This window comes from Micromonospora sp. NPDC093243, assembly GCF_044753725.1.
Lineage (GTDB): Bacteria > Actinomycetota > Actinomycetes > Mycobacteriales > Micromonosporaceae > Micromonospora.
In genome coordinates this window covers 42,129-56,510 of sequence record NZ_JBIVNT010000014.1, presented here as the reverse complement: position 1 = coordinate 56,510, position 14,382 = coordinate 42,129, and the positions used below count along the sequence as shown (strand labels likewise).

At 68.5% G+C, this 14,382-nt stretch carries 11 protein-coding genes and 6 pseudogenes; 9 read left to right on the top strand and 8 right to left on the bottom strand.

Translation table 11 applies throughout. The features are described 5' to 3' along the window. Positions 1-137: 137 nt before the first annotated feature. The 4 genes and pseudogenes from ACIP9D_RS32125 to ACIP9D_RS32110 form a co-directional block, all read left to right on the top strand. Positions 138-749 (top strand): annotated as a pseudogene (locus ACIP9D_RS32125) (MFS transporter); the annotation flags it as partial. Between the two features lie 154 nt (positions 750-903). Continuing rightward, a pseudogene (locus ACIP9D_RS32120) lies at positions 904-1,563 on the top strand (helix-turn-helix domain-containing protein); the annotation flags it as partial. A 51-nt stretch (positions 1,564-1,614) separates the two neighbouring features. Beyond that, on the top strand, positions 1,615-2,835 hold the full coding sequence (locus tag ACIP9D_RS32115) for an IS30 family transposase (RefSeq protein WP_400451375.1): 1,221 nt from the start codon (positions 1,615-1,617) through the stop codon (positions 2,833-2,835). A gap of 43 nt (positions 2,836-2,878) precedes the next feature. After that, positions 2,879-3,334, top strand: a complete 456-nt coding sequence (locus ACIP9D_RS32110; RefSeq protein ID WP_400451374.1) for a transposase — start codon at positions 2,879-2,881, stop codon at positions 3,332-3,334. 276 nt (positions 3,335-3,610) lie between these two features. Here the strand turns inward: ACIP9D_RS32110 and ACIP9D_RS32105 are convergent, their stop codons facing one another. Next, a complete protein-coding gene (locus tag ACIP9D_RS32105) occupies positions 3,611-4,099 on the bottom strand; it encodes a hypothetical protein (protein ID WP_350877005.1) in 489 nt (162 codons plus the stop codon). A 156-nt stretch (positions 4,100-4,255) separates the two neighbouring features. Between ACIP9D_RS32105 and ACIP9D_RS32100 the strand changes: the two are divergent. From ACIP9D_RS32100 to ACIP9D_RS32085, 4 genes and pseudogenes are all read left to right on the top strand, one after another. Then, positions 4,256-4,405, top strand: a pseudogene (locus ACIP9D_RS32100) (IS256 family transposase); the annotation flags it as partial. Then, a pseudogene (locus ACIP9D_RS32095) lies at positions 4,369-4,668 on the top strand (IS5/IS1182 family transposase); the annotation flags it as partial. The pseudogenes ACIP9D_RS32100 and ACIP9D_RS32095, both read left to right, overlap by 37 nt. A gap of 210 nt (positions 4,669-4,878) precedes the next feature. After that, the gene (locus ACIP9D_RS32090) at positions 4,879-6,255 is read left to right on the top strand and encodes an ATP-binding protein (RefSeq protein WP_350877008.1); all 1,377 of its coding nucleotides are present in this window, start codon (positions 4,879-4,881) and stop codon (positions 6,253-6,255) included. 847 nt (positions 6,256-7,102) lie between these two features. Continuing rightward, positions 7,103-7,418: pseudogene (locus tag ACIP9D_RS32085) on the top strand (PadR family transcriptional regulator). A 364-nt stretch (positions 7,419-7,782) separates the two neighbouring features. Here ACIP9D_RS32085 and ACIP9D_RS32080 read toward each other — a convergent pair. Beyond that, positions 7,783-8,349 (bottom strand): hypothetical protein, encoded by a 567-nt coding sequence (locus tag ACIP9D_RS32080; RefSeq protein WP_350877010.1) that lies wholly within the window; start codon positions 8,347-8,349, stop codon positions 7,783-7,785. Between the two features lie 800 nt (positions 8,350-9,149). Continuing rightward, positions 9,150-9,774 (bottom strand): annotated as a pseudogene (locus ACIP9D_RS32075) (transposase). A 225-nt stretch (positions 9,775-9,999) separates the two neighbouring features. Here ACIP9D_RS32075 and ACIP9D_RS32070 point away from each other — a divergent pair. Further along, positions 10,000-10,215, top strand: a complete 216-nt coding sequence (locus tag ACIP9D_RS32070) for a hypothetical protein (RefSeq protein ID WP_350877013.1) — start codon at positions 10,000-10,002, stop codon at positions 10,213-10,215. Positions 10,216-10,363: 148 nt separating this feature from the next. On the opposite strand, the gene ACIP9D_RS32065 is transcribed toward ACIP9D_RS32070, so the two are convergent. From ACIP9D_RS32065 to ACIP9D_RS32045, 5 genes are all read right to left on the bottom strand, one after another. Further along, positions 10,364-10,753, bottom strand: coding sequence for a hypothetical protein (locus ACIP9D_RS32065; RefSeq protein ID WP_350877015.1), 390 nt, complete (start codon positions 10,751-10,753; stop codon positions 10,364-10,366). After that, on the bottom strand, positions 10,722-11,543 hold the full coding sequence (locus ACIP9D_RS32060; RefSeq protein WP_350877017.1) for a hypothetical protein: 822 nt from the start codon (positions 11,541-11,543) through the stop codon (positions 10,722-10,724). Before ACIP9D_RS32060 ends, ACIP9D_RS32065 begins: the two co-directional genes overlap by 32 nt. Positions 11,544-11,599: 56 nt before the next feature. Then, positions 11,600-11,743: a hypothetical protein gene (locus tag ACIP9D_RS32055; protein WP_350877019.1), complete on the bottom strand. Its 144-nt coding sequence runs from the start codon at positions 11,741-11,743 to the stop codon at positions 11,600-11,602. Positions 11,744-12,074: 331 nt separating this feature from the next. Next, positions 12,075-12,614 (bottom strand): hypothetical protein, encoded by a 540-nt coding sequence (locus ACIP9D_RS32050; protein ID WP_350877020.1) that lies wholly within the window; start codon positions 12,612-12,614, stop codon positions 12,075-12,077. Between the two features lie 585 nt (positions 12,615-13,199). After that, positions 13,200-14,378, bottom strand: a complete 1,179-nt coding sequence (locus tag ACIP9D_RS32045) for an FAD-dependent monooxygenase (protein WP_350877022.1) — start codon at positions 14,376-14,378, stop codon at positions 13,200-13,202. Positions 14,379-14,382: the final 4 nt, after the last annotated feature.

Below are 14,382 nucleotides of genomic sequence, written 5' to 3'. Positions count from 1 at the left end.
ACAGCGGCGCCGCAGACCTGCCACCAGCCGCGTTCGAAGCCCTCTACGATCCCACCAAACACCGGCTGACCCAGCCAGAAACCCAACCCATCTAGCCGCTACCAAACCCGGGGCGGTTCAATGAGGGTCGGACCTCGGCGGTCTCGGAGTTGCTGGTGTTGCGACAGCGGCCGGTGCTGGTGGCGCTGGCCATCACTGCGGTCGGCAACGTCGGTGTTCTCATGGTGTTCAACTACCTCGCCCCGCTGCTTACGGATCTGGGCGGCCACCCCGCCACCCGGCTGCCGGTCCTGCTCCTCGCCTACGGCGTCGGCGCGACGATCGGCAACCTCGTCGGCGGCACGCTCTACGACCGCAACCCGCGGCTCTTCCAACCAGCCCTCCTCGGGCTGTTGGCCGCAACCCTTGTGGGCACCTGGTTCGTCGCCGTCTCAACCACACTCACCGCGGTGGCGGTCGTGGCAATCGGCCTCCTCGGCTTCGCGATCATCCCCGGCATGCAAGCACGCGTGATGATGACCGCCGCCGAAGCGCCCACGCTGGCCATGGCCGTCAACGCGTCCGGATACCAGGTCGCTGCTGCCTGCGCCGGCCTGTTCGGCGGACTCATCGCCGATTCGACTGCTGGTCCCAGGCCCATCTACCTCCTAGCCGCGGGCTTGACCATGTGCGGCCTGCTCATGACCGTCATGGCTACCGGTTCCCTGCAAGGGACCCACCACGAAGACGTCGCAGTGGCCACGAACTGACGCCCGTCGACCTGGCTCTCGAACGATTCGGGCCCAGGACACACCCAGCTGTCCGCTGGGCAGGCTCGCGACTGCCTCGGTTCGAGCGGTATCTCCTACCCCGAACCGCGCCTCCTGCAGCTGCCCGTTCGCACCTTCTGCGAAGGAAGGCACGATGACGCATGCCAACTCACCCCTCAGCCTCGAGGGACGCCGTCGCCTGGTGCGGCGATGCCAGCAGCGGACATCGCCCACGTCGCCGCTGAGATGGGCATCTCCCGCGCCTGCGCCTCGAAATGGGTGAACCGCTGGCGCCGTTACGGCGACACTGGGTTGCAGGACCGAATGTCCGCACCACATCACAGTCCAAGCACGACCCCTGCCTGGGTGATCGAAAGATCGAAAGCTGGCGTCGTGAGCACAAGTGGTCCGCGCAGCGGATCACCGACGAGTTGGCGGACCCGGTTTCACCATCGACCGCCGCACCGTCACCAGACACCTGACCCGGATTGGGCTCGGCAAGCGCAAGTTCATCGATCCCAACGGCGAAAACAACCGCAAGCCCGGGAAGATCACCACCCACTGGCCCGGCCACATGATGCACCTGGACGTGCAGAAGGTCGGCCGGATCCCCGACGGCGGCGGCTGGCGCATCCACGGCCGCGACAGCCAGCAGGCCAAGTCCGCAGGCGCGAAGAGCGGCTACGTGTACTTGCACTCCATCATCGAGGGGTTCTCGCGACTCGCGTACACCGAGCCGCTCATCGACGAGAAGGGAGCTACCGCAGCCGCGTTCGTGGCACGGGCCAAGGTCTGGTTCGCGGCCCATGGCATCAACGGCGGTTTCTAGGGGTGGTTGCAACACCTGCCGTTTCCAGGAGTTGCATTGGTTTCACCACGTCGTCCGCTGGGGTTGCCCGGCTCGTTGCCGCTGACCGAAACGCGTGATCACTATCTGCGTCTGATGGCGCAAGGCATGAACAACGCGGAAGCCTGCGGGATCGTGGGTGTCGGTCGCGGCACCGGCGTCCGCTGGCGATACGGCCGCACCGTGACGAACCCCGACGGTAGCTCACGGCATTACGCGCCGATCATGGCGTCCGTGCAGATCTCTGAGCGGTTCCTGTCCGAGGATGAGCGGGTCAGCACCGCCGATCGCCGGGCAGCAGGATGCAGCGTCCGCGGGATCGCTGCCGAGCTGGGTCGCAGTCCGTCGACAATCAGCCGCGAGATTCAGCGCAACAGCGACCCTACGACCGGCAAGTACCACCCGTTCGGCGCTGGGCAACGCGCTCGAGATCGCCGCGCCCGGCCCAAGGCTGGAAAGCTGGCCGCCGACGAGGCGTTACGCACGTTCGTGCAGCACTGCCTGCACGAACGCTGGAGCCCGGAGCAGATCAGCAAGGTACTGCCCTCCGCATTCCCGGACCAGCCGGCGATGCGGGTCTGCCACGAGACCATCTACCAGGCCCTCTACTCGCCGTATCATCTGCTGTTGCGTGCCGCACCGAAGCGTCCGCTGCGCAGCGGACGGATCCGGCGCAAACGCCGCCGGCGAGGTGATCAGCGCACCACTCACTTCATCCAGCCTGGGCACTCGATCAGTCGGCGTCCCGCCGAAGCTGCCGACCGGAGCGTGCCCGGCCACTGGGAAGGTGACCTCGTCCTGGGCAAGTTCAACAAGTCCGCCATCGGCACTCTCATCGAACGCGCTACCCGATACGTGATGCTGCTTCACCTGCCTGACGGTCACAGCGCCGCCCAGGTCCGCGATGCGCTCATCACCGCGTTTGCCGCACTGCCCGGCGACCTTGCCCGTTCGCTGACCTGGGATCAGGGTGGGGAGATGGGCCGTCATCACGAATTCACAGCTGCTACGGCAGTTCCGGTCTACTTCTGCCAGCCGGGCAGTCCCTGGCAGCGCGGCGCCAACGAAAACCTCAACGGCCTGCTGCGCCAGTACTTCCCGAAGGGGACCGATCTCAGCTCCTACAACGCCGAGCACCTCGCCCAGGTCGCCGAGCAACTCAACAGCCGGCCCCGCCGCTGCCTGGGCTGGTCAACGCCGGCCCAACGCCTCGCTAGGCTCACACCAACAGCACGCTGACCAGCCCTGTTGCGACGACTCCTGGAAACCGCCCCTGCCAGGTGTGGCAGTCAATCGCATCGCCGGTGCCTACCGCGGCGAGGGCAAGACCGACGCCAAGGACGCCGCAGTCATCGCTGACCAGGCACGCATGCGCCGTGACCTGCGTGAGCTGCACCTCGACGATACCCTTCTCGCTGAACCTCGCATGCCCACCGCGCCGGCCTTGCGGGCGATCGCACCCGCACCATCAACCGGCTACGGGTACGGCTGCTCGGCATCTTCCCGGCCCTGGAGCGCGCGCTCGACTTCACCAACCGCGGACCGCTCGTGCTCATCAGCCAGTTCCAGACGCCCGCCGCTCTCATCGCAACCGGGCGAGGGGAACTGGAGCGCTGGCTCCCAGGAACTCCTGACTCAGACGTTGAAGCGGAACATAGAGCCGCCGTCCCGCCACCAGCATGAACGGCCCGCGACACCTGCTCACGCGGCGTTTTGGGCCGCCATCGTTGATGGCTGATTTACGACGTTTGACAGTGTCTTTGCCTCCTGTGTGCCCGACACTGACCCAACGACCTGCGCATTACGAGTCGGTCGCAGGGCGCTGGTAGGCCCTCCGCTCCTCGTGCCCGGCGTTGTGTCCAGGTCCGCGATCGTCCGCTCTCCTCCGCCGGTTTGGCTGCTCGCATGGCTGCTCGGCAAGATCCCGCGCTAATCCGTCGGCGTCCGTAGGCGTCCTCGACTGTCCGCACCGATCGTCACCCAGTTAGTCACCCGCCAACGGACAGCACTGTGCCTAGCCGGCCAAACGTGGATCGGCCAGCAGCAGGACACGGCCGGCTTCGACATCAAAGCCGAGCACCGGACGCTGGTAGTCGCCCTCGGGAGCCATCAAGACCGGCTTGCCCAGCCTGCGCCCGATCACTGCAAAAAACCCGCACAACATGTCCAGCCGCTGCTGACCTTGCAGCTCCCGCAGGTCGATGTCGAAGTCGATCTCGACCGCCGAGTATGGCCAGAAGTTGACCAGGACGCCAGGGGCCGGCCACACCCGCAAGATCGGCAGCTCATCGTCAGCAGTTCGCGCCAGCACATCGGTTGCTGGAGGAAGTGGTACGACCGCGTCACCCACCGAGTACTCCCACTTCCAGTCCTGCGTCTGGACCAGGTCGAACACCGCCTGCCAGTCCTCCACCGAAGCATCTTCGACACGCACGTCCGGCAACGCACCCATCAGATTCGGGTCGAAGAAGTTCTTAACGTCGTCCCACACAAGGTCAGGCACCCTGTCATGCTGGCTGACCGGCGGTGATGACGCACCCCCTATTGCGTCGGGCACGCCACAGACCGCGCGCTGTTGCCATCCCGATGGGGTCTGTGGATCTAACGGTGTTACCGGCCTGACCTGCCGGGCGTTGTGCCTGGTGAGGAGGGTGCCGTGATGACCGCGACACTGAACGACCAGACCGGACGTAGGAAGCGGCCCGAGCCTTCGGCGGAGGCGAAAGCCGCGGCCGAGCTGGTCCGGGCCGCGAAGGAGCAGGGCCTGTCGTTGACCGGCCCGGACGGGCTGCTCAAGCAGCTGACACGCCCCTGCTCTCCGCCGCGTACTGGCGCATCAATCTGACCATGCTGCAGATCGGCCCGCCGTTCGGGGTGTCGCACTCCGCCGCCCACCGCGCCGACACCCTCGGCCTGATGCTGGCCGTCGAGCCGGTGCGCCGGCGGCCGGTCGAGCAGATCGCCGTCGTCGATGACACCCTGATCCTTACCCGCTATCACCGCCTGGCCGCCCGGAGCAAGAACTACCGGTACTCGACGAAGCTTCAGGTCGCCATTGACGCCAGTACCCGCCGGGCTGGGTTCGCGCGCCGGGCCGCCGAGACCGTCCACCGCATCCTGGCCACTCCGTACAGCGCGGCCCTGCACGACGCCACCGTGGACACCTTGGTCCGCCCGGTACCCCGCCACTCGCCTGATTGCCGAGCGCGCCGACGTTACCTGCGTCGGCGGCCAGGCAGAATAACTCGCAGTCCCCTAACCAATCTCCGGTAGGAAGTACACATGGTTTCGCTTCGATCTCGACGACTGGAATCCATCTTCGGTACCTCGCTGGACACCCTCGCCTCACACCACATTCACGCACTGTTGACTGCGAGCGTGCAGGAGGCCTTCGACCTGGATTACAAGCAGACCCTGTACGGCGGCAAGGACCAGGAGAAGCGGGCGCTGGCCGGCGACGTCGCCGCCCTGGCAAACACCGGGGGAGGGGTGATCGTCCTGGGGGTCGAGGAAGACGACCAGGCGTGCGCCACGAACGCGCCGGGCGTCGCCATCTCCGATGCCGAGGTGGCTCGGATGCGTCAGGTGATCGCGTCACTCGTCGCGCCGATGCCGGTGGTCGACATTCTTACCGTGCCCGAGCCGGCGACCGACGCCGTCGAGGACGGTACCCAGCAGGGCTTCATCGTTGTGGCAGTACCCCGCAGCCCGGGAGCGCCGCACGCCGTCCTGATCAACGACGGCCTGCGCTACCCCGTGCGCAACGGTGCCACGACTCGCTACCTCTCCGAGCCCGAGGTCGCCACCGCCTATCGCAACCGGTTCGCCAGCGCGCAGCGGCAAGGCCAGCGGATCGTTGAGATCGAGAATGAGGCGATTAGCAGGCTCGCCACGGACGACGAGTACGGCTGGGTGATCGTATCGCTGGTGCCCGACCTGCCCGGCGAGATGATTCTTACCCAGGACGCGTTCAAGGACTGGGAGATGGAGGTTAGGCGCGGGCGGCCGACCCTGACCAACGAGGGCGTCGGTATCAACCGGACGCGTGTGGGACGTCGGCGACTCCTTGCCGACGGGACGAGCAACTACGCGGCGCAGTCTCGGTGGGTCTCAATGGAGCTTCATACGGACGGTTCGGGGACCTTCGCGTTGGGGGTCGCCAACCTGAACCGGCGGAGGCGCGACGAGGAGGGCGCGCAGAACTCGCGGGTCCGGCTGCTCTCCGATGAGGGGATCGCCTCGGGCATTGTCTCCGGACTCCTCCAGCTCGGCCGGCACGCACGGGACCGAGCGGCGGCTGGCGGCAACGCCTTGATCCGGGCCCAGTTGTACCCGGTGCGAGGGACGCAGCCAGCCACGATCGGTCACACGCGCTTCTACGGCTTGGGGGAGTCCCGCTCCGGTGAGCAGTACCAGGTCGTTGCCGACCCTGCCGAAGCGGCTGCCGCTGTCGACGACCTGGCACACCCCGGTCCGACTCTCATCGAAGCCGCGGCGCTGCTTCTGGACGAGCTGGGCCAGGCGTTCGGCGTAGCTGAGATGGGCCAGCTAACGCGGGACGGTCGGATCCGCCGACGGTACTGGAGTTCCACCCGGCAGCCCGAGATTGTGAAGTGGGCCGAGGCGAACAGGATCGAGGTGACCGACGAAAGCATCTGATCGCCTCGGACGCAGCGTCGGGGCTTCGTGGTGCGAGCGTCAGAGCGTAGCCGCAGCGCCAGCCCCGCGAGTGCTACTTGAGCTGCTTAATCAGGGCACCCACGCCGGTCAGGGTGAAGGGGTCGCGGGTAGATCAGGCCCTTAATGGATGCACCCACTCACGCTGAACTTCAGCGAAGTCCGTGAAGTCTACGCGTCCGGGGTGGCTGGCTGATGATGCTGGCGCGGCGAGGTCGCCGAAGTCGACGCCAGCGCACGGGTCGGCGACGTACCGTACCTGGTCGAACTTGGGGCCAGCTCCGCTGACGGTGACCAGGGCGAGCCGGTAGTGGGGGACGATTCTTGCCGGTTACGACCTCGTTGTGGGTGGCGTAGAAGTCCTCGGCACCCTCGATGCGTGCCTTGTCTTCGATACGGCTCGAGGGGCCGCCGCCGGTGGGGGATGGACAGGATGTTGTAGCCGGGGTTGCTGAGGGCCTGCTCCCGGGGCTCCCGGCCGAGCGCACGCTCGGTGGCGAGCACCAGCTCGACGCCACGCCGTTCGACGGCCTTGGTCTCCTTGGCGTGGATCGGGGCGTCGGCGGGGATCTCGGCATCGACTATCGACAACGGCAGCACAAGCGCGGCGGTCATGTTGCGCGGCGGCTTGGTGGCCAACTGGGCCTGCTGGTTGAGCAACGCCAGTCCGGAGTCCCTGCGGGCCTGGAGCTCGTGCCTTGCGCGTATAAGGCTGTCGGAGCTTTCCTTCGGCCGGACGCCGGCCTGCTCCTTCTCCTGAGCTGCGATCGCCTCGCCGACTAGCCGGTTCGGCCGGTACCCCTATACCTTCGGAGCCGATATTGGGCGGGTGGAGACGCCGCTACGAGAGCCAACGTTCCTTATCCTGGCGGCGCTGGCCGGTGAGCCGCTACATGGCGACGGGCTCATTGCCGAAATGGCCAGGCAGTCGCAGGGTCGGATCTCCCTGAGACCCGGTACGCTCTACGGCGCGATGGACCGGCTGGGTGACGCCAGTCTGGTCGCTGTGGATCGTGAGGAGGTCGTAGATGGTGGGCTGCGCCGCTACTACCGGCTCTCCGAGCAAGGTTACGGCGTACTGATAGCCGAGTCGGAGCGGGATGCGCCGCAACGTCGAGGCGGCTACGAGGCGGTTGCGGGCTTAGCCTCGTGATGCGCGTTCGGGTGCGCAACGGCTGAGCGGGGTGATGGCATGAGCGACTTGGAACGGCGGTATCTGCGCCTGTTGCTCTGCTACCCATGCGAGTACCGGCGGGCGCGGGGCGCGGAGATCGTCGGAACGTACCTGGACCTGGCCGAGCCCGGCCGGCGATGGCCCTCGGTCGCCAACGTCGTTGACTGTGCCGCAGGCGGGTTGCGGCAGCACCTGTGGGTGGTAGAGGGCAGCGGCGAGGCCATGACGCAGGGCAGCAAACGCCGTTCTACGACGCCTGGTGACCGTGCGCTGGGCCGTCTATGACTGCCCGCCGAGGAGATCCTCTTCAGCGCTTGGCCTTGGCCTGTTACGTGTCAGCCAGCAGTGGCTATGCGTGCGCAGCTGCTCAGAGCATCGCGCTCCCAGTCGCTTCCTACGAGAGCGACGGGGTAGCTAACCTCTCTGCCTTGCTCATCATCGGTCTCGACTGATAACCCTAGCGGCAGCGGCTCTCGCTGGATGCGTGCGACCGAGCACTCGAACCGCAGCTCGACCGCGAGCTGACCGGTGCTGCCAGGGGGTAGCAGCCGGGGATGTCCGATGGTGCGTATCACGACGCCCGGCCTTTCTGCGTGAACCCCACGGACGGTGATCGGGGCGGGGCCGGCGTTGGCCAACGCTAAATACCCGGACAGTTGAACAGATCCCTCGGAGGCCGAGCTTCCCAAGCTGGCCGATTGGGGGAAGGCCACGAGTGCGACCATGGCGTTCCGCTCCCGCTGGTCACGCGAGTCGAGCAGTTGGCTGACACCGAAGCCGCCAAGCACGATGCCGACCACGAAGGCAGCGACGAGCCACAGGGTCATCTTCTGCCTGACCACGAGGCGGTCATGGGCGGTGGTACCCGACGGCTGGTGATTGTGCTCGTCCAGGTCGATCACTGCATGCTCCGCGACATGGGCGTCAGCCTAGGGCCTCTTCACACCAGCAGGTCCGCTGGCCTCACAACCGCCCGTGCAACCAAGTCCATCCGCAGATGCCGACCAAGCCCGACAACGACGGACGGGCTGCCCAGGCGTGCAAGGCCGGGCCAGCCACCCCTGATGTTCTTCTTTTAATCCAAAGGCCCGCGTGGGCCTGCAACCGTGGCGCGAAGGCGGACACGAGCGGGCACGAGACGCAACGGGCTGGCCGCCGCCCGTAGGCGAGTCGGGCAACACGACCGCTTGAGCACGCTCTTCCAAACTGACGCTCCATGCCCGCCTGACCCCGCACTCTGCATCAAGTCCGCAAGACCCCGGAGGGCGACAGGGGGGTGGTGTGAGATGTCGAGAGGGACTTCCGCTGCTAGACCGCCATGTACCCAAGTCGACGAGACAAGCAGTTTGATCTCAAAATCCCGCGGTCGCGGGTTCAACCCGCCCCGCCCCACACATGGCACGTGAGCTGGGAGAACGCGAAACCGGACGGGCAGTACGCGAACCGCCTTGGCAAACGCGTGACCTGTGGAACGCGGGCGTCCGGTTGGTGCGGCCGTGGTCGTGCGCAGACGGCCGACCGGTCCGAGGGGCGCGATCGGCCGGACCAGCTACGTCTCCGGGTCGGGCCCTGCTCGTGGAGGCGGTCCCGGAGCGGGGCGCTCCGGGACGGTCGTCGGCGCTGCGCCTACGCCGGTCGACGGCTAGCTGACACCCTGACTGAGCTGGCCCCGCGCCTTATCCGCGGCAGTCGAGGGTGCGTCTCATTTGGTGAGGCGGTGGTAGCAGATCAGGGTGTTTGCGGTGGTGGCGAAGGCTTCGAAGTGCTCGCCCTTGCGGTCGTGGCGGCGGATGAGGCGCCGGTGGCGCATGAGCCAGGACATGCAAGCGTCGACGATCCAGCGGTGGCGGTCCAGGCGTTGGGAGGACTGGATGTCCTTGCGGCGGTGGTTAGCACGGCCAGGGGGAGCCCGTCGCGGTCGCAGATGACATGGAGTTTGCTGCCTGCCTTGCCACGGTCGACCGGGTTCGGTCCGGTCAGATCGCCCCCTTTTCCGCCCGCGCGCTATGAGTCGGCCACCGCCCATGACCAATCGATACGGCGGGCGGCGCCGAGCCGGTCCAGCATCGCCACCTGCAGCCGCAGCCAGAACCCAGCCGGCGGTCCACCGCCTGAACCTTCGGCACGCGTTGGCCCTGGCGACTCCGAACGACGCCTCGAGCAGCTTCCCCCAGGGAACGAACCGACCTGAGTCACGTACACGATCGCGGCCAACACCGCCCGGTCGTCCACCCGCCGGCGACCACCACCTGCCGACGAACCGGCGCGGGCGGGATCAACGGCACCGCGCTCCCCCACAAATCATCCAGCGCCCCGGTACAGACCATGGCCTCACCCACGAAAGCAGATCATGACCACAGGTCAACGATCATCCAAATGAGATGCACCCTAAGTAGTGTTTGGGCCACGCCGGCCGCCGGTGGCAAGGTCGGCCGGGTGTCGGTGGTGGGTGACGAGGTGACCTAGCCGTTCGAGCGGGCCGCCGGAGCGGCGCGGGCGATGGCCGAGGCGGGGCGGGCCGGGGCCAGCAGGAGTTGGTCGGGGATCTGTCGTTGGCGCTGTCGCTGGCCCTGCTGGTGTTTCCGCTCGGGGTGGTGCTGTTGGGCTGGCTGCCCTTGCGGGTGCGGTGGATGCGGCGGCCCGGTGCGGCCCGGGCGCTGCGGTCGGGACCGGCCGGGCGGGACCTGTTGGCGTTGCGGACGCTGACGAACCAGCCGATCCGGCAGCTGACCCGTGCAGCATCGCCCGCGCCCAGTCGAGTTCCTTGAAGGAGGAGATGACGGCCTTACCGGCCCGGAAGAGAAAATGGATGTGGTGTCAGCCAGGCTGAACCACGGTCGGCGGGCCGGATGAGGCGACGACCAGCCGGTCGAGCTGGTCTTTTCGCTCTCGCGGCGCATGAGCTCCTCCCTGCCGTCACGAGTCACCTCCCTGCGGCGGTGGAGTGTCGGGCTGGGGTGGCTGCGGCGGGTCGACCTCGACGAAGCCGAAGAGACGCTCGATGAGTTGCAGGCCTTGGGTGCGGTAGCGGTCGGCGAAGCCGCGGCAAATCGCCGGCTTGGCGTTGGGGTACTTGTAGTGCGGGAGTGTGTCGTGACAGACGACGAAGGACTCCCGTTCGCGGGTTTCGGTGACGAGGTCACGCAGCCGCCCGGCGGTGAGGTGCATCCGATTGCCCGGGGCGAAGATGCACGTGTCGCACTGCCGCGACAGTAGCCGTGACTTGCCGAGGGCCGGGTCACCGACGCTGAGGGGTTGGCGGACGTCGGTCTCGTCAGGCTCGTCGGGTGGGGGTACAGGCTGCATCGTGTTGTCCTCCTGAATCAGCGAGGGTTGCCGCCGTTCGGCGAAGACCCTCGCTGGTGTTCCGGATTGCGGAGCTGCGCTGAGTGCACGGGTGCCGAGGTGGCTGGCAACCGGGGAGGCAGGGATCGGGCGGGCGTCCGTTGATGGCGTCAACAGCGGCGCCGGGCGCGTGCGTGATGGTCGTCCGCTGGGAGCGGTTACGCCGGCGGGGCGGGGGTGTGGACGGGGAGGAGGAGCCGGTCGACCGCGGCCAGCCGTCGCCGGCGGGCTGCCAGGCGTCGGCAGCGGCGACGCTCGGGAAGGGGCCGACGACGGTGAGGTGGGCACGGTCACGGTCCAGCAAAGCCAGTGCGACGCCGGTCGTGTCGAGGGTGGTGGTGCGGGCTGCTGCTGCGATGTCGGAGGGAACAGCTGTCCACTCGTCGTCGCTGATGTGCGCCTCGGTGGGGTCGTGGAGGGCCACGGGTGTGGTGGCGGCGATGTCGGCGTCGCGTATGGCCAGATGGGGGGCGTAGTCGGCGGTGGCAGAGCGGCCGGGTATCGGCCCGTGCAAGGTCAGGGCGGCCGTGGTGGTGACGGCGAGCAGCGCGTGGGGTCGGCGGTCCTCGGCGCTATCGACCAGGGCGAAGCTGAAGGCGTCGCGACTGCCGATGTCGATCAAAGTGATCATGGCCGGTCGGCCGGTGATGGCGCTGTCCCAGCTCACGACTTCGAAATGCTCGCCGGCGAAGGTGAGGAACCGCTGGTAGGCGCGGTTGCGGGTGTCGAAGGGGTATCCGGAGTCCGGCATGGCAGGTTCTCCTGAGTAGCGAGCGCGCCCGTGGCCGCGCTTTGCGGTTGAAGGGGTCATCGGGCGAAAACGGAGACGGTTTCGCCGAGCAGCAGGGGCGCACCGTCGGGGCCTTTGATGTGGGAGTGGATCCAGATGCGGTAGGGCTGACCGTCGGCGTTGACGAGGCGCCGCCAGTGCCCGCGCACGATGAACCTCACCCGGTAGTGCCATTTCGCCTCTCCGGTGGGTTCGGCGACGGGTTTGGTGCGTCGCAATGACCACGCGGGTGTCGTGGCGCAGGCTGGCGCGCAGGGCACGTCGGCGCGCGGGTCGGTCCAGAGGCGGGTTGGCGACGGTGGCGATGGGTTGTTCTTGGATGCGCCAGAACGCGTAACAGATCGCCGCGACTGCACGTGTGCGCATGGCGGACTCATCGATGCAGAACCGGCCGTCAGGCGCGGATGCCCAGTCCTCTTTGGTGGTGTCGGGTAGGTCGTCGCGCGTCGGGATCGGGACGCCGATGGAGATGTCGGCGAAAGTGTTCAGCACTTAGGGGCCGAACTGGGCGGCGAGGTGCGGCGCTTCGGCCACCTGGTCGCGGCGGCGGGCGGCGGCGGGGTCGAGGGGGTCGTCGCGGTCGGCCCAGCCGGTGATCCACCAGCCGGTGCGTCCGGTGTCGCGGTTGTGGACCTTGGCCCAGGTGATCGCGCCGATGGAGGTCACGTGGCCGTGGACGCCGCGTTCGTAGATCGGCTCGGGTAGGAACAGCACCCCGGCGTCGCTGGGGGCCATGTCGTTGCCGATGGTGTCGCCGGTCAGGTCGAGGGCTTGAGCGGCGGCGGCGATGATCGCGGTCATAGCCGGGGCGAGGACATACGGTTGGCCGTCACGCCAAGGCTGGTGCACGATGCGGCTGAACGCGTCGAGCACGGCGGGACTGTGGCCGCCGTCGTCGCTGACGTGGGATTCCAGCCACGCCCTCAGGTACTGTCCGGCGAACCGGCTGCGGCAGTATTCGCTCATCTGCAGGCGCAGGTCGACCGCGGCACGGGCATAGCCGGTGAGGGTCTTCTCGGCCCGGAAACTCATGCTTGCTCCAAGGTTGGTGGGGATCCGGCGGCCCGACCGGCCGCCGGTGCATAGGGCGGCGGGGGCTGGCGTTACGCGGCGCGCAATGACGGGGTCGTGCGCGGTTGCGGTGGCGCGGGCGTCGGAGCGCTGGGATGGAACCAGCCGACGAATCGGGTGGCCGCGGCGGCGATCGGCGCCGCCAGCCGGGCTCGGCCGCGGGCCAGTAGGACGGGGCGGTTGGCAGCCGCGTAGGCGCGCTGGGCGTCACGTGCGGGCCGGCACGGGTATGCCTCGCCGACGCATCGCAGGTTCGCGCACCGGCCCGGTCGTTCGGGGTGGGGTGGGTGGGCGGCGGTCACGTCGGCTGCGAGGAGCCACAGCGGGACGTCGGTGACGGTGCGGGGTACCGCACGGCGGTGCGGTTGGACCATTCGCGTTGCCTTTCGTCGGCGTCGGGTGGCCGCCGCCCCGGCCAGCGGGTGTGGGGATGCCGCTGTCGGGTTCGCCGGGGCGGCGGCCGGGTGCAGTGACGCTCGACTTTCCGAACCGATCAAGTCGCCGTGCACGGGGTGGGGCGGCCGTGAGCAGGGGGGCTTGGGCCGGTCAGCGGACGGTGCCAGGGGCTGTGTCGCCGAGACCGAGTCGCGCGCCGATGGCGGGTCCCCGGTGGACGGCGGCGATGGCGGCGGGCAGGTGGCGCCGTTGCCAGCCGTGCAGGGCCGCGTCGAGGTCGGCGCGGTACTTGCGGTGTTGGGCGAGGGCCGCGACGAGCCCGGCGGCTTGCTCGATCCCGTTGTTCGCGCCGCGGGCGGTGTGGGGGCGCACCGGGGCGAGGGCGTCGCCGAGCAGCACGGCGTGCCCGCCGCCGAGGGGCCACACCATGCGAGTGGGCGGGTCGATGTCCATGACGGGAACGGCCATGCGTGTGGTGGTGGCGTGCACGGTGGCGGCGTGCTCGGCCGGCAGGAGCTGCTCGGCCCGGGTATCGACGTGGGCGCGGGCGGCGGGGCTGACGTGCTGCGGCAGGGCGAACAGGCGGCGGGTGGGCGGGGCCCCGAACCGGTCGCTGTACTCGGTGGGGCTGGCGTTGAGGTAGAGGGTCCAGTCCAGGCCGCCGGGGACCGGGGCGACGTTGTACTGGCAGCCGGGGCCCGGTTCGAGGCGCAGGAAGTCGCGCAGCCCTGGGGGCGGGGTGTGGGCGTGGCCGCGGTGGGCGACGTAGCCGGCGTAGCGCAGGGCGCGGTCGGGGTCGAGCAGCCGCCGGCCCGTGGAGGACCGTCCGTCGGCGAACACCACCAGGTCGCAGGCGGCGCTGTGGCCGTTCGTGAACTGCAGCGTCGGCTGGCCGGTGCTGGCGTCGAGGCCGGTGAGACGGTGCGAGGTGTGCAGCAGCCCGGCGGGTAGGCGGCGGGCAAGAGCGGTGTGCAGCAAGGTCCAGGTGGTGTTGCGTCCCGGGTAGACCCGCCGCCGCCCGGCGGCTTCGCGGCGGTCGCGGATGGGGATTTGCCAGATGGTTTCCGAGTCGTGGGCGACGAACTCGTCCTGGCTGACGCCGAGGCGGTCCAGCACGTCCAGGGCGGCGTGTTCGAGACCGATCAGCCCGCCGCCGAGATTGGCGGTGGCGGGCGCGGCTTCATAGACGGCGACGTGGTCGAAGCCGGCGTGCAGCAGCAGGAGCGCGGCGACGGGCCCCGTGAGGGATCCGCCGATCACGGCGATCCTCGGTTGGCGGCTGCCGCGCGCAGGGCGGGTGACGGTGTAGGCATGGGCGGTGTTGGTCATGGGG